Below are 23,683 nucleotides of genomic sequence, written 5' to 3' on the forward strand. Positions count from 1 at the left end.
ATTAATTCGGTTCTTTTGTTTTTAACCTTTTTACTTCTTTTTAAAGATTGAACTTACCCCCTATTAAAAGAGTGTTTTCAAGGAAGAAAAAACTTTGTGAAGCACTATCCGAAGAATTATTTGTTGTTCTAATATCAGACATATATATATGTCCTCCTTTTAAATCAGCTTGTACAAAAAAGTGCTTTAAAAAAGTGATATTTACACCAGCTCCTATAGAAGCTCCATATCCAGATAAATGAAATTCATCGTTTCTATCGTTTCCTAATAATTTAGAATTTGTTTTTGGATATAAAATACCAACACCGATACCTTCAGTTAAATTGATTTGTAAGTTTTCTAAATCTAAACCAAACCAGTGACTAACATCATCGAAACGTTTAACCTCAACGTTTACATAATTTAAACCATCAGTATGTTCAAAAGTTAAAAAATCATCCGTTAAAGTGATGTTATCGTTATTATATCTTCCGTCATATTTTGCATTCCCAACGTTTATATCACCATTTATTTTAACATCTTGATCAGCAATCATAACATATTTCATATGGTCAACACCAATAGAAACGGTATAGTTCTCTTTAAAGAAGTATCCTATTCTATAGTTTGTTTGCGGAATGGTAACGTTAGCTGGATTAAAATACTTATTAAAAGAAAATTTAGTTTGTCTGTCCTGTGCTTTTACATCAGATAAAGTGAAATCATAATTATCTCCTTTAAATCGAATATCAGAATCGCTATAACTAGACCAGTTCCATCCCCAATATGCGAAAAATTTTCCTTTATTAGTTACTTTCTTTTTTTTGATGATGAAATTCTCACCCTTATTACCATCTTCTTTCTGTTGTCCTATTACTGATGATGCCGTTAAAGCTATCATCAGTAAACTCAAACTAATTGTTCTTAATTTCAAAACTTGTTATTTTATTATTTGTTCTATTTCTGTTATGAATCTTTCAGCAAGTCTTTCAGCCTTTTTTTGACTAGTACTTTCTGTATAAATTCTGATAATTGGTTCAGTATTCGATTTACGTAAATGAACCCATTCGTTTTCAAAATCAATTTTTACACCATCAATTGTGTTAACATCTTCACTTTGATATTTTAAAGTCATTTTTGATAAAATCTCATCAACATCAATTTTCGGAGTTAATTGAATTTTGTTTTTACTCATAAAATAACTTGGATACGAATCTCTTAATTCTTTACAAGATATTTTCTTTTTCGCTAAATGCGATAAAAACAACGCAACACCAACTAAAGAATCACGTCCGTAATGAGATGCAGGATAAATAATTCCACCATTTCCTTCTCCACCAATTACAGTATCGGTGTCTTTCATCATTTGAACTACATTTACTTCACCTACTGCTGAAGCTGTATAAGTTCCACCATGTTTTTCAGTAACATAACGTAAAGCTCTTGATGATGATAAATTAGAAACGGTATTTCCTCCGCCTAATTTACCTAATACGTAATCCGCACAAGCAACTAAAGTGTATTCTTCCCCAAACATAGAACCATCTTCTGATATTAAAGCTAAACGATCAACATCAGGATCAACAACAATTCCTAAATCGGCTTTCTTTTTAACTACTAATTTAGATATATCAGTTAAATTCTCTTTTAAAGGCTCAGGATTATGAGGAAAATCACCATTTGGCTCACAATATAATTCGATACATTTAACGCCTAATTCCTTTAATAAAGCAGGGATAAAAATTCCTCCAGTAGAATTAACCCCATCAACAACAACTTTAAACTTTGCTTTTTTAATAGCTTTTACATCTACTAAATCTAAGTTTAAAACTTCCTTGATATGTTTCTTTAAATAACGCTTATTCTTTCTGTAGCTTCCTAATTCATCAACCTCAGCAAAAGTAAAATCTTCATTATCTGCTAAAGTTAAAATTTCTTCTCCATCTGCACCGTTTAAAAACTCTCCTTTTTCATTTAATAACTTTAAAGCATTCCATTGCTTTGGATTATGAGAAGCTGTTAAAATAATTCCTCCTTGAGCTTTTTCTAATGGAACAGCAACTTCAACAGTTGGTGTTGTAGATAAACCTAAATCAACAACATTAATCCCTAATCCAACTAAAGTGTTTGCTACTAGGTTGCTAATCATTTTACCAGAGATACGAGCATCCCTACCAATAACAACTTTAATTTTTTTAGCTGTCGGGTTTCTTTTGATGATAAAAGCTCCGTAAGCTGCTGCAAATTTAACAGCATCTAATGGCGTAAGGTTTTCGCTAGGCTTTCCTCCTATTGTTCCTCTAATTCCTGATATCGATTTTATAAGTGTCATAGTTTTTTAATTACTTTTTTGATTTTCACTACAAATATAATGGTAATAAAGAAAATAATAAGAAATCAGAATGGCTTTAACAGTAGTATTAACTATGAAATCTAGAAATAAGGCATAAAAAAACCCGCTACTTTCGTAACGGGTTTTAAGAGTTTATGATAAAGAAATATTATTTCCCTTCCATTTTTCTTTTTAATTCAGCTAATCCACCAATATCCCCTAAAGTAGTTTTTTCTACGTCAGCAGCTTTTTTAGCAGCAGCCTTGATGTTTTTCTTTTCTTCTTCTTTAAAAAGAGAAGTATGAGAAACAACAATTCTTCTGTATTCTTTACTAAATTCAGTAACGATGAACTTTACAGCATCACCTTTTTCTAATTTAGAACCGTCTTCTTTCTCTAAGAAACGAGTTGGAGCGAATGCTTCGATACCATCTGCAAAAGTTACAGTTGCACCTTTATCATTCTTTTCCTTGATAGAACCTTCGTGAGTAGAACCTATAGAATACGTAGCTTCATGAGCATCCCAAGGATTATCTTGAGTTTGCTTATGACCTAAATTTAACTTACGGTTCTCAACGTCTAATTCTAAAACTTGAACTTCTAATTTATCACCAACAGTAACAAAATCAGAAGGATGCTTAATTTTCTTAGTCCAAGATAAATCAGAGATATAAACTAATCCGTCAATTCCTTCTTCTAATTCAACAAACACACCAAAGTTAGTATAGTTACGTACAGTACCAGTATGCTTAGAGTTTACAGGGTACTTAGTAGTAATATCAGTCCAAGGATCTGGGTGTAATTGCTTCATACCAAGAGACATTTTACGGTCTTCACGGTCTAAAGTTAAAATTTGAGCTTCAACCTCATCACCAACTTTTACGAAATCTTGCGCAGAACGTAAGTGAGTAGACCAAGACATTTCAGAAACGTGAATTAAACCTTCAACACCTTCTTCAACCTCTACAAAAGCACCATAATCAGCTAAAACAACAACTTTTCCTTTAACTTTATCACCAACTTTTAAATCAGTATTTAAAGCTTCCCAAGGATGAGCAGATAATTGTTTTAAACCTAATTGAATTCTAGATTTGTTATCGTCAAAGTCTAAAATTACAACATTTAATTTCTGATCTAATTCAACAACCTCATTCGGGTGGTTAATACGAGACCAAGATAAATCAGTAATATGAACTAAACCGTCAACACCACCTAAATCAACAAAGACACCATAAGAAGTAATGTTTTTAACAACACCTTCTAATACTTGTCCTTTTTCTAATTGACCAATGATTTCTTTCTTCTGATCTTCTAAATCAGCTTCAATTAACGCTTTATGCGATACTACTACGTTTTTAAATTCGTGGTTGATTTTCACAACTTTGAATTCCATAGTTTTCTCTACATACTGATCGTAATCACGGATAGGCTTCACATCAATTTGAGATCCTGGTAAGAAAGCTTCAATACCAAATACATCAACGATCATACCTCCACGAGTTCTACACTTAACAAAACCGTTAACGATTTCACCAGTTTCATGTGCATTATTAACACGTTCCCATGCTTTAATAACACGTGCTTTTTTGTGAGATAATACTAATTGACCAGAAGCATCTTCCCTTTTATCAACTAATACCTCAACACTATCTCCAAGTTTTAAACCTGGATTGTAACGGAATTCGTTTAAAGAAATTACTCCCTCTGACTTAGAGTTGATATCGATAATTGCATCTCTATCAGTAATTCTTGTAACTGTTCCTTCGATAACATCACGTTCGTTTACGAAACCTACTGTTCCTTCTAACGCTTTTTCGAATTCTTGTAATTTAGATTCATCAACTTCATCAATACCTTCTTCGTATTTATGCCAGTTAAATGTTGCTAAAAATTCTGCTGGGTTTACTGTTACTGCTTCAGCAGCTGTGTTTTTTTCTTCAGACATGTCTGAACTAGTTTTTGTATCTTTCTACTGATCAGATTCTTAGCGATATCAATATAAAAGAGAATTAAAATATAAATTTGTTTGCTGCCTTTGTTAAATCTGTTCTCGTAAAAAGGCGTGCAAATTTACGATGTTTAATTTTAAAAACCTATAAACACCTTTGGTTTTAAGTAAGTTAAATACTTGCTTCGTTGTTTTATTATGATATTCTTATTTTTTAGCCTTATTATTTACATTATTTAAAACACCTCTCCGAGCGTTGTTACGGATTTCGTAAAATTAAAGAATATAAGTTCTTGTTTTTATTGATTTTAAAAGGATAAAAAAGGATGCACACTCCTATTTTTTTATCGTTTTAAATATTTTATCCCAAAAAACAGTATAAAACCCATAATTACGATAGTTCAATTGATGATGTTTCTGATGAAAACTGTTTGTTGTGAATATCAAAATGTCTTTTTCTGTTTGCACGTTTAAATGTGTAATGACTCCGTAAAGCCAGTTAAAAACAAGAAACACGATAAAACTATATAAGTTCAATGAAAACACGATTGATACCGTAGTTAACAATAAGCCAAACAAGACAGCTTCCCAAAGCGACATATAATATAAACTAACAGCATTGAATTCAATAGTATGTTCGTGATGTTTTGCGTGAATCGTATTTAAGTAGCTTATATTATGAGAACACCAATGTAAAACATACATTAAAAAATCCATCAATATAAAAAGTGCTACAAACGAAATTATAAAATTATCCGAAGAAAAATTTATGATATCTATTTGCCATAATATATAACCAGGAATTGCAATAAGAATGTTTATCAACAATATTAGTAAAGAATAAAGCACTTCTTTTTTAAAAGTGCTTGTATGATGTTTATGTCGCTTATCCCAAACTTTACTAATTATAATATTAAAGACATACCCTATTATATTTGCTGATATCAATAATGAGAAAAATATAATAGGGTTTTTCAATGATGGTATTGTTTGGTATTCAATGGTACGTATATATTGTATTGTACCATCGTTTGTTTATATTTATTATTTAAACGCTAATGATTTGAAAATTAAATCGGCATCTGCTTGGTATTTTTTTTGATATTTTTCTTCGGAAGAATAAGTAAACGTGTAATAATTCCCTTTTACTTCAAAAAAGAATCTTATTGTGTCGTAATTTACCGAATTCCAATCGTGTTTATAGTGCTGTGCGTAGGTTGTTCCGAACTTAGTTTGATGTTTAGTTACTTCTTGAAGCGAGACTTCTTTTTGTGTAAAATGATGATTAATATAATCTTCTGTAACTTTTTGAAGTGTTATTTTTTCACTTTCTATTACTGCTCCTGTTTTTTTTGGTGTAATGTTAAATATTTGAACGGTATTTTTATAAAAGATAGCGCCTAAATTTTTAGGTGTATATGTTACAAAATCATGATCGGCAACTGCTTTCCAAGTTTCGGGAAGTTTTACCGTGTAATTTTGAGCGTTTCTGTATGTTTTTATTTCTCCTTCAGTTAGATGATGAATTTTAGGTTTATTAGCGCCACAACTCGTTAATATCAATATTAAGGCTAAAGAGCTTAAAGATGTTTTTATTTTTATCATATTATTAATTTTACTCTTCTCCAATAATTTTAATATTCACTTTAAACAGATTATCAAAGATATCAAAAACTGTTTGTGCATCTTTTTTACGAACCGATATCGTATATTGACAATCCATTTCTAGTTTTTGAGCTGTGATATTTAAATTTCGTTCTTTAACAACACGTTGAACTTTATTCATCATATCGTAACCAAAGTTTAATTGATATTCAATATCGATTGTTTTTTCTTTGATATCAGAAGCTTCTAAAGCAATTTTTGCTGAGGTTCTGTATGCGTTTATTAATCCGCCTACGCCTAGTTTTGTTCCGCCAAAATAACGAACAGACACAATTAATATGTTTGTTACATCAAAAGCTTGAATCTGCCCATAAATAGGCATTCCTGCCGAATTACTTGGTTCTCCGTCATCGTTTGCTCTAAAACGCATTTTTTCTGCTTCAATTCCAAATTGCCAAGCGTAACAAAAATGACGTGCTGTATGATGTTTTTTTCGTAATCCTTCTATTGCTTCTTTAACCTCATCTTCTGATGAAACAGGAAAAGCATATCCGAAGAATTTACTATTTCTATCTTTAAACAATGTTTCTTCTGATGAAACATCAATTGTTTTGTAGGTATCTTTTATTTCGTTTATATCACTCATTTATGCTGTAGCTACTAATAAAATACTAATTACTGCTAATCCTATTCCTATCCAATTCTTTTTAATTAGCTTTTCTTTAAAGAATACCAATGCAAAAACGGTTGTTAAAATGACTACTGATACATTGTTAATGGTAAATAATGTAGAACTTTCTAAGCCTTCTGTTTTTAGGGCTTTTAATAAAAACTCTATAGAGTAATAATTAGGAATTCCTAAAGCGATTCCTCCTATTATATTTTTCCATTTAAGTTTAAGTGTTCCTTTATATAATTGTGTTATCATAAAAAAACATCCAAAGATAAAAGCGATTCCAAAAATAGTTGCTATAAAAATCGGTGTATTAATTTCAGAAACATAAGTAACTTCCATATATTTTAATCCAGCATCAATACAACCAGAACCTAAAAACAATAATATCGGATATTGCAGGTTTTTTAAACTTACCGATGTTGTATCGCTTTTTTTTGCAGATGCTAAATACACAGCTACAAGTGCTAAAACAACTCCTGCTATTTTTATAAATCCGATACTTTCATTATATAAAAAAACACCTAAAACAATAGGAATTACTACAGACATTTTACCTGCAACTGAAGCTACTGATAATCCATTTTTTTGAGCTGTAATAGCCATTACATTAAATATCAAAATAAATAATATACCTAAAATAAAAGCTCCTACAAACCACGATTGTTGAGGTATTTCAGTAATTCTTAGTGTTGCTTCCGAAGTATAAAGACCGAATAACAAAGCAATAATATAATTAACAACAATTGCCTGTAAGGTGTTTATTTTAAAAACAGCGAACAATTTGAATATTACAAACAGTAAACTTGATATTAAAATACTTATGATGAGGTATATCACTTTTTAAAACTCTTTTCTATCTAATAACGAAACTACATCTTCTTCTCCAGGAATTAAATTCCAAACTTGGATATCTATTTTTTTCGCAGCATCGGTGTTTTCTTTTAAATCATCAACAAACATTGTTTCAGAAGCTGTTAAATTGTTTTCGTTTAAAACAAATTCATAAATATTTGCATCTGGTTTTCTGAAATTTATTTACATGTGATAAATAAAATTGTTCAAAGCAGTTTTTAAACTCTTCGTATAATTCTGCTCCCCAATTATTTTGAATCCATGAAATATGTAAATCGTTCGTATTACTTAATAAAAACAAACGGTATTTTTTTGATGCCGATAATTCTTTTAAAAACGCTAATCTCTTTTTAGGGAAATCTAATAAAATGGCATTCCAAGCATTTATTAAATCGGCACGATTTAATTGCGGAAATTTATTTTGATAAAAAGCAACAAATTCATCCGTAGAAATTAAACCTTTTTCATATTGATGATATGTTGTAACCATATCTTCAGAAATTTTTGTTACGCCTAACTTAGCCATTTCTTTGTAAGTGGCTTCTTTATCTAAATTGATGAAAATATCACCAAAATCGAAAATTATATTTTTAATCATTTATATATGTTTTTAAAACATCTCCTTCGATGTTTTCTTTTTTCTTTAATTTATGTAAGCTTCCTTTTAAATTAGGCGCTACTACTCCATTTTCAAATATTGATTCACCAACAAAAACACGAACCTCATCCCATAAATTTTCATCAATAAAAGTTTGAAGTGTTTTTGTTCCGCCTTCAATAATTACAGATTGTATTTTATGTTTTTGTAAGACTTCACAAATTTGTTCCGCTACGCGGGATGAAAAATTGATTTGTTGATATAGAATATTATTATCTTTTTTTTCTTCGGATAAAATATCAGCTTGTTCTGTTAAAACTAATGTTTTTACTTTTTTATCAAAAACAGTTACGTTTAAAGGGATTCTATTATTTTTATCTAAAACAATTCTCACAGGATTATTTCCAGCCCAACTGCGAACCGTTAAAGATGGATTATCTGAAATAGCTGTATTTGTTCCGATTAAAATAGCGTGTTCTTCGCTTCGCCATTTATGAACCAGTTGTTGCGAATATGGATTCGAAATCCAAACAGGTTTTTGTGAATTTCTTTTTTTTGTAGCGGAGCTACAAAACCATCCGTAGTTTCTGCCCATTTTAAAATAATGTACGGACGCTTTTTATTCTGAACAGTAAAAAATCGTTTATGATGTTTTTTACATTCATCTTCTAAAACGCCAACGGTTACATTTATTCCTGCATTTTGTAAACGTTCGATTCCTTTTCCTGCAACTAAACTATTTGTATCAACACAACCGATAACAACATTTGGTATTTTATGTTTTACGATTAAATCGGCACAAGGCGGAGTTTTACCAAAATGTGAGCAAGGTTCTAGTGTAACATAAATAGTTGTATCTTTTAAAAGAGTTTTATCTTTTACAGAATTAATCGCATTTACCTCAGCATGACTTTCACCATACTTACTTGTGTAGCCTTCTCCTATAATTGTGTTTTTATAAACGATAACAGCTCCTACTGATGGATTAGGTCTTGCTGTTCCGATTCCGTTTTTAGCGAGCTGTAAACAGCGTTTTATATATTTTTCGTGATTCAAGAAATTAGTATTTAGAATTTTATTTTAATGTCTTCTGTTTTATCAATAGTATATACATGTGAAAAACCTAAAACCTTGTAACGTAAATCTCCTTTAAACTGAACTTTTACACTTTTGTTTAATAACGAATTTAATAATCCGCCTAAAATTCCGTTTTTGTTATTTCCGAATACTTTTTTAGCAGGAATTGCTACATTCAAAGGAATTGAAAATTCATCACGTGCAGGAACTTTAAATTCTTCGGATGAAACTTGTGCTAATTGAGTTCCGTTTACAATAACTTTAATTTCGTCTGTTGCTAGTTTTCCGCCAATATCATTTGGGTTCTTAAAAAAGGCACTCGCTTTTAATCGAATGGTATCTGATGCTACAGATATCACTTTAATATCATCTACTTTTAAAAATATTGGTTTCTTTTTTACAGAACAACTTACAATACTTAGCGAAACGATAAAAAACAGTAATCTTAGCGAAACGATAAAAAACAGTAATTTCTTCATATAGGTTCTTATTTTTTTAGGTAATTTGCGGCACAAAAATAAGTTACTTTAATTTATTAAATCCGTCAAGCTGAATTTATTTAAGCTTCACACTTTTAAATTTGCATATTCTTCTTTTGATGAGGTTCTGATAAAATAAGAAACTTTTTAAGAAGAATTATAAACACTTTATAAATCTTTATGAATTTACAACATTTTAAAACTATTTTTTCTGATGATTTAAAATATACTTATCCTCAGACAGAAATAGATACTTTTTTCTTTTATCTAATTGAAGATTATTTAGGTTTTCAAAGAATTGATGTTATTATGAAATCTGATTTTGAAATTCCTGAAGAAAAACAACTACTATTTAACAATGTAATTCAGCGATTGAAAAATGAAGAACCAATTCAGTATATTTTGGGAAACACCGAGTTTTATGGATATCCTTTTTTAGTAAATAAAAATACTTTAATTCCTCGTCCAGAAACTGAAGAATTAGTTGAATGGATACTTTCTGAATTTTCTGATATTAAAAACTTACAACGTGATGAGGTTTTAAAACCCCTCACTATTTTAGAAATTGGTACAGGAACAGGTTGTATTCCGATTAGTTTAAAAAAGAACTTATCTAATTCTGATGTTTCAGCAATTGATATTTCTAAAGAAGCTTTAAAAATTGCATCAGAAAATGCAAAATTGAATAATGTTGATGTTCAGTTTATAGAACAAGATATTTTAAAAGCTGATGATTTAAATTTCATCAACTCTTCCACTTCTAATATAAATTTTGATGTTATCGTTTCTAATCCTCCATACGTTAGAGAATTGGAAAAAATTGAAATCAAAAATAATGTATTAGAAAATGAGCCACATTTGGCGTTGTTTGTTGATGATAATAATCCATTAATTTTTTACGATAAAATTGCCGATTTAGCTAAAAAGCATTTAACAGAAAATGGTTTACTGTTTTTTGAGATAAATCAATATTTAGGAAAAGAAACTGTAAAAATGCTTATCGATAAAGGTTTTAAAAATATTGAGCTAAAAAAAGATTTTTCTGGAAATGATAGAATGATAAAAGCCAGCTATTACATCTAAATAATTATTGAAATTTGAATACAACTATTTTACATAAAGAGCCACAAGAATTTATTGATAAAAACTTAAATTCTGATATCACAAAATTGATTTTAAAAGGAAGTCCTTTTGATACAATTTCAATACAAGAATTATCGAATCAGATTATTAGTAAGCAAAAATCAAAAACAAAATTACCGACTTGGTTTGCTAAAAAAAATATTTATTATCCTGATAAAATTAGTATTGAACAAACTTCTTCTGAAGCAACAGCGATTTATAAATCAGGTTTGGTTTCAGGAAAATCATTAATAGATATTACTGGCGGATTTGGTATTGATACTTTTTATTTTTCGAAAAAATTTGAACAAGTAATTCATGCTGAAATCAATGAAAATATTTCTGAAATAGTTTCTCATAATTATAAGCAATTAGAGGTAAATAATATCAAAACAATTGCTGTAAACGGACTGGATTATTTAAAAAAATCAACTCAAAAATTTGATTGCATTTATGTTGACCCATCTCGTAGGGATGAAATAAAAGGAAAGGTTTTTTTATTGAAAGATTGCTTACCAAATGTACCTGAAAATCTTGATTTTTTGTTTGAGAAATCAGATACAATCTTAATTAAAAACTCACCAATGTTGGATATTACAGCAACCTTAAATGAGTTGAAATTTGTAAAAGAAATTCATGTTATTGCTGTAAATAATGAAGTAAAAGAGTTGCTTTTTTTATTGAAAAAAGAATCTAATCAAATTATTGAGATAAAAACAGTTAACTTACTGAAATATAATAAACAAAGTTTTAATTTTTACTTGAATAATAAAATCAAAAAAGAGTGCTTACCTCCTATTAATTTCTTGTATGAGCCGAATGCTTCAATTTTAAAATCAGGTGGCTTTAATGAGGTTTCAAATTCCTATGATGTTCATAAATTACATAAACATTCTCACTTATATAGTTCAGAAAAAATCATAAGTGATTTCCCTGGAAGAACTTTTAAAATAATAGAGGTTTACCCCTATAATAAGAAAAAAATAAAGAAAGTTTTAACGATGTTAAAAGCTAATATTACGACACGGAATTTCCCAAAAAGTGTTGCTCAAATTAGAACTGAAACAAAGCTAAAAGATGGCGGAGATACTTACTTGTTTTTCACAACAAATAGTGATAATGAACTCATCGTAATTCAGTGTTCTAAAATACTAGAATAGTTTAATTTTAAGCATGATTTAAATTTATAAACTCACCTATTTTTAAATATATTTGTTACCATATGAAACAATCAAATATTTACGAATCTATAAAATTATCAGAAAATACATCTTTAAAAATAGATGATAATCTTGTTGTTGAAGCACCACTTCAAATTAATATAAATAGTGAATCTTATACTGTTGTAATGAGAACTCCTGGTGATGATAATGAATTAATCAGAGGTCTTTTGTATGCTGAAGACATTTATAAAAGTAGCGATAAATTAGAGATTATCGTTATTGAAATAAACACAGATGCTTCAGCTATTTTAAATGTTATAATACCTATCGATAAATTAAGAAAAGGTTATTTAAATAAACGTACACTTTTATCAGTTTCTTCTTGTGGTATTTGCGGAAAAAAAGAGCTAAAAGATTTAAAAACAACTGATAAACCACTTATAAATAAATATGATAAATCAATTAATGTAACATTTGATATGTTTTTAAAAATGAGTGATTTACAACATCTATTTAAAAAAACTGGAGGAAGTCATGCTTGTGCTTTATTTAATAATAAAAAAGAAATATTAACGATTAAAGAAGATATTGGCCGTCATAATGCTGTTGATAAATGCATTGGAGATTTAATCAATAAAAAACAATTAAAAGAAGTAAGTTATATGCTTGTTAGCGGACGTGTTTCCTACGAAATTGTTTCTAAAGCTTTTTTTGCTAAAATCCCTATTATTATTGCTGTTTCTGCCTGTTCTTCTTTAGCTGTTGATTTTGCAAAAGAGTTCGGGATTTGTTTAATTGGCTTTAGTAGAAACAATAAAATGACAGTTTATACAAATCCTCAATACATAGATTATGAGTGATAAAAAACAAAACATACAGGCACAACCTCCTGAAAACTTAACAGGAATAAAACTTATTGAAGTTCCTAAAAAATCAGTTGGAACAAAGGCGATACAATCAGCTTTAAATCATGTATTTACTGAAACTGGAGTTGTAAAAGGAATTCAGTTGCTTAAAAACATTAATCAATTAGATGGTTTCGATTGCCCTGGTTGTGTATGGCCAGATCCTGATCAAAAAAGAGCTTTTTTAGCAGAATATTGCGAAAATGGCGCAAAAGCAATTGCAGAAGAAGCTACAACAAATCGAGTATCTCCACTATTTTTTGCAACACATACGGTTCAAGAATTATCTGAATGGTCAGATTATGAAATCGGAAAAAGTGGACGTATTACACATCCCATGATTTTACGAGAAGGTGCTACTAATTACGAAGAAATTTCAATGGAAAGAAGCATTTTATATTACTGGTAACGAGCTAAATAAATTAAAAAACCCTAACGAAGCAATATTCTATACTTCTGGCAGAACAAGTAATGAAGCTGCTTTTTTATATCAATTATTTGTACGTAAATTCGGAACAAATAATCTGCCTGATTGCTCAAATATGTGTCGTGAAAGTAGCGGAAGTGGACTTTCAGAAACTCTTGGTATCGGTAAAGGATCAGTCACGCTGGATGACTTTAGTCATTCTGACTTAGTGATAGTTATAGGACAGAACCCTGGGACAAATCATCCTAGAATGCTTAGTGCTTTACAGAATACAAAGCAAAATGGTGGTAAAATAATCACAATAAATCCGTTACCAGAAGTTGGATTGATGAATTATGTTGATCCTCAGAATCCTTTAAAATGGTTTGGTTCTGGTGATAAATTAACAGACCTATTTCTTCAAGTAAAAATTAATGGAGATGTTGCTTTGCTTAAAATCATCTTGAAATTAATGAAAACTCAAGAAGAAGAAAAAGGCGGAGTTTTTAATCATCAATTTATAAAAGAAAAAACACACGGTTTAGATGATTTTTTAACTGATTTAGAAGCTTATACAATTGAAGAGCTACTTCCTCAAACAGGTTTATCTTTAGAAATAATTAAAGAAGCTACTGAAATAATCATCAATAATGATAAGATAATTATTTGTTGGGCAATGGGATTAACTCAACATAAAAATGGTGTAGATAATATTCGTGAAGTTGTAAATTTACTGTTATTAAAAGGGAGTATCGGTAAAAAAGGCGCAGGAACTTGCCCTGTTCGTGGACATTCTAATGTACAAGGAGATCGTACGATGGGGATTTGGGAAAAACCAAAACCTTCATTTTTAGATGGTTTAGAAAAAGAGTTTAAATTTAAAGCACCACGTAAAAATGGTTACGATGTTATCTCAGCTATTGAGGCTATGTATCAGAAAAAAGCATCCGTTTTTGTAGGTATGGGCGGTAATTTTATCTCTGCAACTCCAGATACTGAATACACCGCAGAAGCATTAAGAAATTGTGATTTAACAGTGCAAATTTCTACAAAATTAAATAGAAGTCATTTAATCCATGGAAAAAAAGCGTTGATTCTTCCTTGTTTAGGACGCTCAGAAAAAGATATTCAAGAATCTGGTGCGCAATTTATTACTGTAGAAAATTCGATGGGAGTTGTTCATCAATCGAATGGACATTTAAAACCTAGTTCTAAACATTTATTAAGCGAACCCGCAATTGTAGCAGGTATTGCCAAAGCAACTTTAAAAAATACCAAAATAGATTGGTCGTTATTTATTACTAACTATGATTTCATTAGAAATAAGATTGAAGCGACTATTCCTGGGTTTGAAAATTACAACGAAAAAGTCAGAATAAAAGGTGGTTTTTATCTTCCAAATAATGCTAGAAATAATGACTACACTCCTACTTTAACAGGAAAAGCAAACTTTTCAAAGAATTTACCTTCTGATATTATTTTAGATAATAATCAATTTATGATGATGACAATTAGAACTCATGATCAATATAATACGACTATTTATGGTTTAGATGATCGTTATAGAGGTGTTTTAAATGAGCGAAGAGTTATTTTTATGAATCCTGAAGACATTGAAAAAACAAGGATTATCAAAATTAGATAAAGTGAATTTAACAAGTCATTTTCAAGGAGAAAAAAGAAATGCTTTTGGATTTTTAGTCATTCCTTATAGCATTCCTAAGCAATGTACAGCTACTTATTTTCCTGAAACAAACGTATTAGTTCCGATAAAAAGCAAGGCTAGAATTAGTCATACACCCGCTTCTAAAACGGTGATTATTACTGTAATTAAACAATAGTAAAAAAAGATTTGTACTTTAGACAAAATTTAAATTAACATTTAAAATAAATTTATATTATGCCTTTTATAGAAGAAGAAAAGCTTGTTTTAATGCAAGAAGACTTAGATAACAACAAGTTAAAAAGAGAAGAAGCTGAAAATGAATTAAGTGAAACGCAAAAAATATTAACATCTTCTCAGAAGAAATCTAAAATTACGACAATTTTATTAGGTTTATTACTAGGTCTTTCATTAGGAGCTTGTTATTATTTTTATACTAATACAGGAGGAGCTACTTCTTTTAGTGAAGATGATATTGCAGTTATAAAAAACAAAGAAAATAGTAGAGTTTTAGATAGTGTTAAAAGAGCTAATATAAGAGCTTTAAGAGCTTTGGAAAATTCTAGTTCAACAAATTCAAATTCAGGAATTGACTCTGAAAACCTAGAAGATACTATTGATGAAGTAAAGAACAATACAACAGGTGAAACAATGTACTCTGTTCAGATAGGGGTTCTTTATGATAAAAAATTCCCTTTATTATCATCTAAAACAATACCATCGATAATTACTTCTAAAGACGGATATTTTAAATATTCATTAGGCTTATTCACTACTCTAGAAGAAGCAAAAGAGTTAAGACAAGAACTAATTACACTTGGAATTGAAGATGCTTTTGTTGCTTCTTATATTGATGGAAAACGTCAAAAAATACACGATTAAAACACTTTTTAACAACATAACAATTAATAAAATGTTATTTAAATTTATTAAACGAACACTTATAGTAGCATTTACTATAAGTGTTCATTTTTTTTACGGACAAAAAACACCTAAAAAAGAAACTCAAATAGGATTTGGACAAGTTGATTTCTTATCAATAAAAATGCCTGATAATGAAAAAAACATGGGTTTTACTGGTGTTCATTATAACTTAAAACTAAATGATTGGAGTTATGCAGGTGCTGGTATTTATGGCGCTGTAAGCGGAATTCGTGGTGGTTTTTTTACTTTGGGAGTTAATGCTGGTGTACAACAAAAAATCACCGAAAACCTATTTATTGATGCTGGTTTTCATTTTGGCGGTGGTGGCGGTGCTTCTGCTCCTGATGGCGGTGGTGCTTTTATTTTGCCTCATCTAAATTTAGGTTATAATTTCAAGTATTTTTCAACAACTGCTGGGTATAGTTATATTGATTTCTTTGATAAAGGAGCAATTAAAAGCAATCAATTTAACGTTGCTATTCAAATACCTTTGTCTTTTGAAACAGTAGATTTTAAAGAACGTGAAAGTTCTTTTATACTAGATGATTTAAAAAATACTCTTTGGAATAACACTAGTAATAGAGTTTCTTTACTAGTTCATTTAAATAATTTAGATGTTACTAAAGGTAGTTATAAAGATAAAACAATACGTTTAGCTGGTTTTGAATTTAACTCTTATTTAAATAAAAAAATCTTCTATTTTATAAAAGCTGATGGTGCATATCATGGAATAAAAGCAGGGTATATGGATGTTTTTTTAGGTGCAGGATACCATGCTTTAATGAATAAAAACCGTACAAATATCTTAGCTAAATTCGGTGTTGGAGCTGGTGGAGGTGGCGATGTCGATACTAAAGGAGGTTTCTTAATTTATCCTGATGTTTCTATTGAACAAAAATTATTTGATAACATATATGTGTCAATTAATAAAGGATTTTTAATGACTCCTGATGCTCATTTTAGCTCTTCTACCTTAGGTTTTGGATTGAAATATTACATCGATAAAGACGGAATTACCCCTTCTATTCAAGAGAAAAAAACATTTTCAAAAGCTAAATTTAAAGGTTTAGAAGCAATCATAAAACAAGATTTATATGTGAATGCCGCAAGAGATGATAAAGGTGGTTTCACTCAAAACATGCATCAAATATCGTTGCAAATTAACTTCTTCTTGAATAAATATGTTTACGGAGCAGGTCAAACTTCGTTTGCAAATTTTGGTGCGGCGGGTGCTTATGCAGAAGGTATTGTTGGTTTAGGAGTGCAATCAAATACTTTTTTTAATGATACAACATCGGTATTTGTACAGCTTTTAGGAGGTGCTGCTGGTGGTGGTGGAATTAGTACAGGGCAAGGTTTAATCGTAAAACCGAGTATTGGAATTAATTATAAACTGACAGATAAATTAGATATCCGTAGCGGTTTAGGTTATGTAAAAGCACGTGGAGGTAACCTAAGTAATGCTTACTTTAACTTAGGTATTAATTATCATTTTTCATTTTTAAGTATTAAATAAATAATAAGTATTTTAAATTACTTTTGTTTGATTGATTATATTTGAAAAAATCACATCATCACATCAAAAAACGGCTTTATTTTTACTTGTTATTTTTTAGCAGATAAAAATAACAAGTAAAAATAAAGCCGTTTTTTTTAGATAAATTTAGTTAGATACATGTTGATAAATAGTAATATGATTATAATTATCTCGGTAATATTCTATTCAATTGTAGTTTTAATAGCTTTAAAAAAATATGTAAACATATGCCTTTTTCGGGTAACGAAGCTGCTGGAAATGTAATGACTAAAGGTTTAACTTTCTTTTATGGATTAGGAATTATTTTTTTAATTGCAGTTTTTTTGATAATTATAAATACTTTTTTCTATAAAGGAATTAGTAATAATTGGATTAAATTTCTTTTTTTCATCCCTATAGGATTCCCTTTATTAATTCTTACGCTTATGTTTTTTTAACGTAAGACTCCCCCATTTCAACGTTGATATTAGTAGTTCAAAAGATAAGAAATTAAAAGAGAATTGGTTTTTGAAATCAGAACAAAAGAAAATTTAAATAATACTGGTTTAGTATTTTCTACTATCAAAATAAATCTGTATTCATATATGTTAGCTAAAAAAATAGAAAACGGTTTCTATATATATGAACATAAAAATGTCTTTATAGAAATAACTCATTTTATATTAGCACCGATAAATACAGGACAACCGTTTCTTATTTATCAATACCTAATGATTCCTTTTTTACTTCTTGGGAAAGAATTTATGAAATATAGATGAAGAAAATAAAAACTCTGTTGACTGTTGAATTAGAATTTAAACGCAAAAGTAATTTTTTTTAAATCAGTATCTTACTTGACCGGGATCAATTCTTTTTACAAAAGTAATCAATCTTTAACTCTGTGTGACCGCCATTTTTTTGAAAATAAATTACTTAAAAATAAAAACTTAAGTAGTGTTACATTTGTCAACTAAGCGATTTCTGAGTGTTAGTAAACTTTTATTTAATCATTCACAAATACATAAACCCTAATAAACCGGCTACAGCTAATAAATAAGATGAAATAAAGCACACTACTCTCTTTCTTTAACTCGAACAGTTTGCAGTTTCTAGCCTTAGGGTAGGTCAGGGTTTGAAAAAACAATAAGAGTAATAAAATTTCAGACTTATTTTTTTACACATATGTAACTTGTCGCGATTTAGATAACTCGATGCGTTGATGACAATAGTAAACAAATACAAGGTGTGTCACGTGTTAACTAACAATGTGTTTCAGGTTTACATTTGTAAAGGTTAGTAAGTCAGCGATTATGTTATTTTTGTTTTTAAACTTAAAAATACAAACTCCTCTGCTCTTTTACTTACACTTATCTTATCTTGGTTTGTTCATTTAATTTAGATAAAATAAGTACTTCCATTCATAAAGAAGGTCTATTTATTTTAGACAATTTAAAGAGTTCTTAATAATCTAGTGTTTTGAATACTCCTCTCTTATTTAAAAAAAAGAGTACATCTCTACCCTACCTTATTTTATAATGAAAATATAATTTTATAGTAGATGAATGAGATTAATAAAGTAGTAAATAAAATAAGTTCAAAAAAAGTATATTTGCTTAAAACAGTCACTCTATTTTGAACACACATTTTCAATATTTTTCTAGTCCTATAAATGAAATACAACTTCCTAAGAAATTTACTTTCCCATTTTATTATGAACCACACCCTTTATGTAAATTAGCTACAAAAGAAATAATTAATTATTTAAAAAATCAAACTGATTTTGAGCATAACTTCGGGTTAAATTCATCTAAAAAAGGGATTCCTATTGGTAAAATGTTTGGAGTTTTAGTTGTAAAAAACAAAGAAAATGAAATTGGATATATTACAGCTGTTTCAGGGAAATTGGCTGAGACAAATACACATGTAAAATTTATTCCCCCTGTTTATGATATGCTTTCAGAAGATTCTTATTACTTAAAAGAAAAAAAACATTAATAGAAATAAATTACGAATTAGAATCTTTAGTTGCAAATATTGAATACAAAAAATTAGTTATTGAAAATGAATTAGAAAGTAAAAGAGCTATATCTGATATTCAAGAAAAAAAAGAAGCACTACAAATTGCTAAGAAAAATCGAAGTTTAAAAAGAGATAAAGCGATAAACAAACTATCCCCTGAAGAATTTATTGTTTTAAAAAGTAAATTAAGTAAAGAAAGTATAGAGTCTAAACATTTTTTTAATAACGTAAAGCGTTACTGGGAACATACTTTAAAACCTACAAAAGAGAAACTTTTACTTTTTACACATAAAATAAATAGTCTAATAGATAAACGCAAAGCTAAATCCATTGAATTACAAATGTATATTGCGAAACAGTATCAGTTTTTAAATTCAAAAAAAGAAACAAAAAACTTAACTGAATTGTTCTCAGGAGTTTCTCTTCACAATTTACCGGCTGGTTCTGGAGAGTGTGCGGGGCCTAAACTACTACAGTATGCTTTTTTACATGATTTAAAACCAATTTCAATGGCAGAATTTTGGTGGGGAAAATCACCAAATAAAGAAATCAGAAAACATCAGCAATTCTACCCTGCTTGTCAAGGAAAATGTAAGCCTATTTTAACACATATGTTATCTGGAATTGAAATGGACACAAATCCTTTGTTAAAAAATCCTGCTATTGGTAAAGAAATTGAAATTATTTTTGAAGATAATGAGCTTATAGTAGTATATAAACCTGAAGATTTTTTGTCAGTACCAGGAATTCATATTAAAGATTCTGTATATACTCGAATAAAACAACAAATAAAAAATATTTCAGGACCTATTATTGTACACCGTTTAGATATGGCTACTTCAGGTTTATTAGTTTTAGCTAAAAATAAAGAGTCTCATAAATTTTTACAAAGTCAGTTTATTAATAGAACAATTGAAAAAAGATATACAGCTTTATTAGATGGAATTGTTACTAAAAATAAAGGCACAATTACGCTTCCTCTTCGTGTAGATTTAGATGATAGACCCAGACAATTAGTATGTTATGAGTACGGAAAACCCACAAAAACAAACTGGGAAGTTATAGAACGAAAAGAAGGGAAAACAAAAATTTACTTCTACCCTATTTCAGGAAGAACACATCAATTAAGAGTGCATGCCTCTCATAGTTTAGGTTTAAATACTCCTATTGTTGGAGATGATTTATATGGGAAAAAATCAAAAAGATTACATTTACATTCAGATACTTTAGTCTTTTTACATCCAATAACTAAGAAAAAAATGTATTTTAATAAAAAATCTGAATTTTAGACAAAAAAAAGATTAAATAGATGTGTTTTTTTTCGATAATTATAAAAATTTAATACAATGATATATTAAATATATTAAAGTCCTAAATAACGCATATTTTTAATAAACTAATAATTATACACTTTTTATTGTTTTAATCTTAAATAATTTATTACAATAATAAATATTTATTAAAATTTAATTATCAATAACATTCTGTAATACTGTGTTTTAAAAAATATGCAAAATGAAATTTAAAGAATAAGCTTACTATACTTTAAATAAAGTAAAAATGAACTGGAGTATTAAAAACTCTTATTTATTGATTTAAAAGTATTTTTTGAATATGCTAATTTTTTTTAATATTTATTTTACCACTAATATTAACCGTTAAAAATCAAAAAAAACCTCTCAAATATTTGAGAGGTTTTTTAAAAAAGAAGTATTTATTCTAATTTCTTAGCATTTTTTACTTTTTGCTTTGTAAGTGCAATATCAATTACTTCATGCATTTCAGTTACATAATGAAAAGTTAAACCTTTTAAATAACTTTTCTTAATTTCTTCAATATCCTTTTTATTATCAGCACATAAAATAAGTTCTTTAATATTAGCACGTTTAGCTGCTAATATTTTTTCTTTAATTCCACCTACTGGTAATACTTTTCCTCGAAGCGTAATTTCACCAGTCATTGCTAATCTATTTTTAACTTTACGTTGTGTAAATACAGAAACCAATGAAGTTAACATAGTAATACCAGCACTTGGTCCGTCTTTAGGAGTTGCTCCTTCTGGTACATGAATATGTACATCATTTTTTTCTAAAACTTCAGGATTAATACCAAATTCTTCTGCATTTGCCTTAATGTATTTCATTGCTATTGTAGAAGATTCTTTCATTACTTTACCTAAATTACCAGTAATAGAAAGTGCACCTTTTCCTTTTGAAATAATAGATTCGATAAATAAAATATCTCCACCAACACTTGTCCAAGCTAAACCTGTTACAACACCAGCAACATCATTATTTTCATATTTATCACGTTCTAAACGAGGTGAACCTAAAATATTTTCAATATCTTCATTGGTTACATCAATATTATACTCCTCTTCCATCGCTATTGATTTCGCTGCAAAACGAACAACCTTAGCAATTTTTTTATCTAAACCACGTACACCTGATTCACGTGTATATCCTGCTACAATTTTTTCTATTTGTTTTTTACTAACAGTTAAATGCTTCGTAGATAATCCGTGTTCTTTTAATTGCTTTGGTAATAAATATTTTTTAGCTATTTCAATTTTTTCTTCAATAGTATATCCTGTAACATTAATAAGCTCCATACGATCACGTAATGCCCAAGGAATTTGACCTAAATTATTTGCGGTCGCAATAAATAAAACTTTAGAAAGATCATAAGGAACTTCTAAATAATTATCATAAAACTCTGTATTTTGCTCAGGGTCTAAAACCTCTAACATTGCTGAAGAAGGATCTCCTTGATTGCTCTGACTTAACTTGTCAATTTCATCTAAAACAAAAACAGGGTTTGAAGTTCCCGATTTTTTAATATTCTGAATTAAACGACCAGGCATAGCACCAATATAAGTTTTACGATGTCCGCGAATTTCAGCTTCATCACGTAAACCACCTAATGACATACGAACATATTTGCGTCCTAATGCTTCAGCAACTGATTTCCCTAACGAAGTTTTACCAACACCTGGAGGTCCGTATAAACAAATAATTGGCGATTTCATATCTCCACGTAATTTTAAAACGGCTAAATGTTCTATAATACGTTCTTTTACTTTTTCTAAACCAAAATGATCTCTATCTAATATTTTTTGAGCTCTCTTTAAATTAAATTTATCTTTAGAATAAATATTCCAAGGTAATTCTAACATTAACTCTAAATAATTACGTTGTACACCATATTCTGCCATTTGAGGGTTCATTCGTTTTAAACGATTTAATTCCTTTTCAAATGTTTCACTAACTTTTTTATTCCATTTTTTTGTTTTAGATTTTATCCTCATTTCATCTAATTCCTGATCATGAGAAACACCACCTAATTCATCTTGAATGGTTTTTAATTGCTGATGTAAATAATATTCACGTTGTTGTTTATCTAAATCAGAACGAGTTTTAGATTGAATATCATTACGTAATTGTAATTTCTGAAGTTCATTATCTAAGTTACCTAATGTTAAAAGAGCACGTTCTCTTAAATTATCTTCTTCAAGTAATACTTGTTTTTTGGCGACACTTAATTCCATATTAGATGAAATAAAATTTACCAAAAATGAATTCGATTGAATATTTTTAATAGCAATTGAAGCTTCAGAAGGTAACATTGGATTTTCTTTAATAACCTCTAAAGCTAGTTCTTTTATAGATTCTATAATTGCTTCAAATTCTTTTTCATCTTCAATTTCCTTATATTCAATAACTTCATTAACTGTTGCTTTTAAATAAGGGTTTTCTTGTGTAATTTCATCAATTACAAAACGTTTTTGTCCTTGAATAATAACAGTTACGTTACCATCAGGCATTTTAAGAACACGTAAAATTTTTGCGACAACACCTGTTTTATGAATATCATTTAAACTAGGATTTTCAATAGCAACATCTTTTTGTGCAACAACACCAATGATTTTATCACCTTTATTTGCATCTTTTATTAACTGAATAGATTTATCTCTACCAGCGGTAATAGGAATTACAACACCAGGAAATAACACAGTATTTCTTAGTGGTAAAATTGGTAATTCAGCAGGAATTTTTTCTTTATTAATTAATTCTTCATCTTCAGGAGTTAATAATGGGATTAATTCTGAATCCTCATTAAAAGCATCTTGAAGCGACAAATTGTCTAAATGTATTATTTTTGATTTGCTCATATTTTTTATAGGTGTCATAGTGACATTTTTATACTATTTAAAATACTATAAAATGCACTTTTAAACTTTTAATTAACTAGTAAACAGTATTTTAGTAATATTTTTAATTAAAGTACTATTTTGATGTTTATATAAAACAATTGTTATGCCAAGTAAATATTTTTTTTACATAACAGAATTATACTAATATAAAAATACGGATAGTTTTATTAAAAATATTATTAGCTACTGTTTTTTTTAATATTGAT

20 protein-coding genes and 2 pseudogenes are annotated in these 23,683 nt (G+C 28.8%); 10 read left to right on the forward strand and 12 right to left on the reverse strand.

The annotated features are described in order from the left end of the window. Positions 1 to 40: 40 nt before the first annotated feature. The 11 genes and pseudogenes from PG913_RS05685 to PG913_RS05730 form a co-directional block, all read right to left on the reverse strand. The gene (locus PG913_RS05685; RefSeq protein WP_271232004.1) at positions 41 to 913 is read right to left on the reverse strand and encodes a hypothetical protein; all 873 of its coding nucleotides are present in this window, start codon (positions 911 to 913) and stop codon (positions 41 to 43) included. A gap of 6 nt (positions 914 to 919) precedes the next feature. Next, the gene (gene glmM / locus PG913_RS05690; RefSeq protein WP_271232005.1) at positions 920 to 2,311 is read right to left on the reverse strand and encodes a phosphoglucosamine mutase; all 1,392 of its coding nucleotides are present in this window, start codon (positions 2,309 to 2,311) and stop codon (positions 920 to 922) included. Between the two features lie 169 nt (positions 2,312 to 2,480). After that, positions 2,481 to 4,256 carry a 30S ribosomal protein S1 gene (rpsA, locus tag PG913_RS05695; protein ID WP_271232006.1) on the reverse strand — a complete coding sequence of 592 codons (1,776 nt, stop codon included), beginning with the start codon at positions 4,254 to 4,256 and terminating at the stop codon, positions 2,481 to 2,483. 339 nt (positions 4,257 to 4,595) lie between these two features. After that, positions 4,596 to 5,237 (reverse strand): sterol desaturase family protein, encoded by a 642-nt coding sequence (locus PG913_RS05700; protein WP_271232007.1) that lies wholly within the window; start codon positions 5,235 to 5,237, stop codon positions 4,596 to 4,598. Between the two features lie 66 nt (positions 5,238 to 5,303). After that, complete coding sequence (locus tag PG913_RS05705; RefSeq protein WP_271232008.1) at positions 5,304 to 5,864, reverse strand: hypothetical protein; 561 nt, start codon at positions 5,862 to 5,864, stop codon at positions 5,304 to 5,306. A 10-nt stretch (positions 5,865 to 5,874) separates the two neighbouring features. Then, positions 5,875 to 6,510 carry an IMPACT family protein gene (locus tag PG913_RS05710; RefSeq protein ID WP_271232009.1) on the reverse strand — a complete coding sequence of 212 codons (636 nt, stop codon included), beginning with the start codon at positions 6,508 to 6,510 and terminating at the stop codon, positions 5,875 to 5,877. After that, positions 6,511 to 7,377 carry an EamA family transporter gene (locus tag PG913_RS05715; RefSeq protein ID WP_271232010.1) on the reverse strand — a complete coding sequence of 289 codons (867 nt, stop codon included), beginning with the start codon at positions 7,375 to 7,377 and terminating at the stop codon, positions 6,511 to 6,513. A 123-nt stretch (positions 7,378 to 7,500) separates the two neighbouring features. After that, positions 7,501 to 7,575 (reverse strand): annotated as a pseudogene (locus PG913_RS12910) (HAD family phosphatase); the annotation flags it as partial. Continuing rightward, the gene (locus PG913_RS05720) at positions 7,541 to 7,990 is read right to left on the reverse strand and encodes an HAD family hydrolase (protein WP_333780802.1); all 450 of its coding nucleotides are present in this window, start codon (positions 7,988 to 7,990) and stop codon (positions 7,541 to 7,543) included. The pseudogene PG913_RS12910 and the gene PG913_RS05720, both read right to left, overlap by 35 nt. Then, positions 7,983 to 9,046: pseudogene (gene ribD / locus PG913_RS05725) on the reverse strand (bifunctional diaminohydroxyphosphoribosylaminopyrimidine deaminase/5-amino-6-(5-phosphoribosylamino)uracil reductase RibD). The gene PG913_RS05720 and the pseudogene ribD overlap by 8 nt, the downstream one beginning before the upstream one ends. 11 nt (positions 9,047 to 9,057) lie before the next feature. Continuing rightward, a complete protein-coding gene (locus tag PG913_RS05730) occupies positions 9,058 to 9,546 on the reverse strand; it encodes an LEA type 2 family protein (RefSeq protein ID WP_271232011.1) in 489 nt (162 codons plus the stop codon). 180 nt (positions 9,547 to 9,726) lie between these two features. Here PG913_RS05730 and prmC point away from each other — a divergent pair, with 180 nt between their 5' ends. The 10 genes from prmC (at position 9,727) to PG913_RS12920 (ending at position 20,553) form a co-directional block, all read left to right on the forward strand. Next, positions 9,727 to 10,629: a peptide chain release factor N(5)-glutamine methyltransferase gene (prmC, locus tag PG913_RS05735; protein WP_271232012.1), complete on the forward strand. Its 903-nt coding sequence runs from the start codon at positions 9,727 to 9,729 to the stop codon at positions 10,627 to 10,629. 14 nt (positions 10,630 to 10,643) lie between these two features. Next, the gene (locus PG913_RS05740; RefSeq protein ID WP_271232013.1) at positions 10,644 to 11,828 is read left to right on the forward strand and encodes a class I SAM-dependent methyltransferase; all 1,185 of its coding nucleotides are present in this window, start codon (positions 10,644 to 10,646) and stop codon (positions 11,826 to 11,828) included. A gap of 62 nt (positions 11,829 to 11,890) precedes the next feature. Continuing rightward, a complete protein-coding gene (gene fdhD / locus PG913_RS05745; protein ID WP_271232014.1) occupies positions 11,891 to 12,691 on the forward strand; it encodes a formate dehydrogenase accessory sulfurtransferase FdhD in 801 nt (266 codons plus the stop codon). Continuing rightward, on the forward strand, positions 12,684 to 13,145 hold the full coding sequence (locus tag PG913_RS05750) for a hypothetical protein (RefSeq protein ID WP_271232015.1): 462 nt from the start codon (positions 12,684 to 12,686) through the stop codon (positions 13,143 to 13,145). The genes fdhD and PG913_RS05750 overlap by 8 nt, the downstream gene beginning before the upstream one ends. Continuing rightward, positions 13,090 to 14,787: an FdhF/YdeP family oxidoreductase gene (locus PG913_RS05755; RefSeq protein WP_271232016.1), complete on the forward strand. Its 1,698-nt coding sequence runs from the start codon at positions 13,090 to 13,092 to the stop codon at positions 14,785 to 14,787. Before PG913_RS05750 ends, PG913_RS05755 begins: the two co-directional genes overlap by 56 nt. After that, positions 14,756 to 14,983, forward strand: coding sequence for a hypothetical protein (locus PG913_RS05760; RefSeq protein ID WP_271232017.1), 228 nt, complete (start codon positions 14,756 to 14,758; stop codon positions 14,981 to 14,983). Before PG913_RS05755 ends, PG913_RS05760 begins: the two co-directional genes overlap by 32 nt. 59 nt (positions 14,984 to 15,042) lie before the next feature. Continuing rightward, the gene (locus tag PG913_RS05765) at positions 15,043 to 15,687 is read left to right on the forward strand and encodes a hypothetical protein (RefSeq protein ID WP_271232018.1); all 645 of its coding nucleotides are present in this window, start codon (positions 15,043 to 15,045) and stop codon (positions 15,685 to 15,687) included. A 31-nt stretch (positions 15,688 to 15,718) separates the two neighbouring features. Continuing rightward, positions 15,719 to 17,245: a hypothetical protein gene (locus tag PG913_RS05770; protein ID WP_271232019.1), complete on the forward strand. Its 1,527-nt coding sequence runs from the start codon at positions 15,719 to 15,721 to the stop codon at positions 17,243 to 17,245. Between the two features lie 1,632 nt (positions 17,246 to 18,877). Next, on the forward strand, positions 18,878 to 19,240 hold the full coding sequence (locus tag PG913_RS12915; protein ID WP_333780803.1) for a hypothetical protein: 363 nt from the start codon (positions 18,878 to 18,880) through the stop codon (positions 19,238 to 19,240). A 533-nt stretch (positions 19,241 to 19,773) separates the two neighbouring features. After that, complete coding sequence (locus PG913_RS12920; RefSeq protein WP_333780804.1) at positions 19,774 to 20,553, forward strand: RluA family pseudouridine synthase; 780 nt, start codon at positions 19,774 to 19,776, stop codon at positions 20,551 to 20,553. A 425-nt stretch (positions 20,554 to 20,978) separates the two neighbouring features. Here the strand turns inward: PG913_RS12920 and lon are convergent, their stop codons facing one another. After that, positions 20,979 to 23,435 carry an endopeptidase La gene (gene lon, locus PG913_RS05780; protein WP_271232020.1) on the reverse strand — a complete coding sequence of 819 codons (2,457 nt, stop codon included), beginning with the start codon at positions 23,433 to 23,435 and terminating at the stop codon, positions 20,979 to 20,981. Between the last annotated feature and the right edge of the window lie 248 nt (positions 23,436 to 23,683).

The organism is Tenacibaculum pacificus (genome assembly GCF_027941775.1).
Classification (GTDB): domain Bacteria; phylum Bacteroidota; class Bacteroidia; order Flavobacteriales; family Flavobacteriaceae; genus Polaribacter; species Polaribacter pacificus_A.

Bases quoted from the DNA above. Each gene is read 5' to 3' on its own strand.
- glmM (WP_271232005.1), bottom strand. From the start codon at position 2,311: ATGACACTTATAAAATCGATATCAGGAATTAGAGGAACAATAGGAGGA.
- rpsA (WP_271232006.1), bottom strand. From the start codon at position 4,256: ATGTCTGAAGAAAAAAACACAGCTGCTGAAGCAGTAACAGTAAACCCA.
- PG913_RS05705 (WP_271232008.1), bottom strand. From the start codon at position 5,864: ATGATAAAAATAAAAACATCTTTAAGCTCTTTAGCCTTAATATTGATA.
- PG913_RS05710 (WP_271232009.1), bottom strand. From the start codon at position 6,510: ATGAGTGATATAAACGAAATAAAAGATACCTACAAAACAATTGATGTT.
- PG913_RS05720 (WP_333780802.1), bottom strand. From the start codon at position 7,990: ATGATTAAAAATATAATTTTCGATTTTGGTGATATTTTCATCAATTTA.
- PG913_RS05730 (WP_271232011.1), bottom strand. From the start codon at position 9,546: ATGAAGAAATTACTGTTTTTTATCGTTTCGCTAAGATTACTGTTTTTT.
- prmC (WP_271232012.1), top strand. From the start codon at position 9,727: ATGAATTTACAACATTTTAAAACTATTTTTTCTGATGATTTAAAATAT.
- fdhD (WP_271232014.1), top strand. From the start codon at position 11,891: ATGAAACAATCAAATATTTACGAATCTATAAAATTATCAGAAAATACA.
- PG913_RS05750 (WP_271232015.1), top strand. From the start codon at position 12,684: ATGAGTGATAAAAAACAAAACATACAGGCACAACCTCCTGAAAACTTA.
- PG913_RS05765 (WP_271232018.1), top strand. From the start codon at position 15,043: ATGCCTTTTATAGAAGAAGAAAAGCTTGTTTTAATGCAAGAAGACTTA.
- PG913_RS05770 (WP_271232019.1), top strand. From the start codon at position 15,719: ATGTTATTTAAATTTATTAAACGAACACTTATAGTAGCATTTACTATA.
- PG913_RS12920 (WP_333780804.1), top strand. From the start codon at position 19,774: ATGGCAGAATTTTGGTGGGGAAAATCACCAAATAAAGAAATCAGAAAA.
- lon (WP_271232020.1), bottom strand. From the start codon at position 23,435: ATGAGCAAATCAAAAATAATACATTTAGACAATTTGTCGCTTCAAGAT.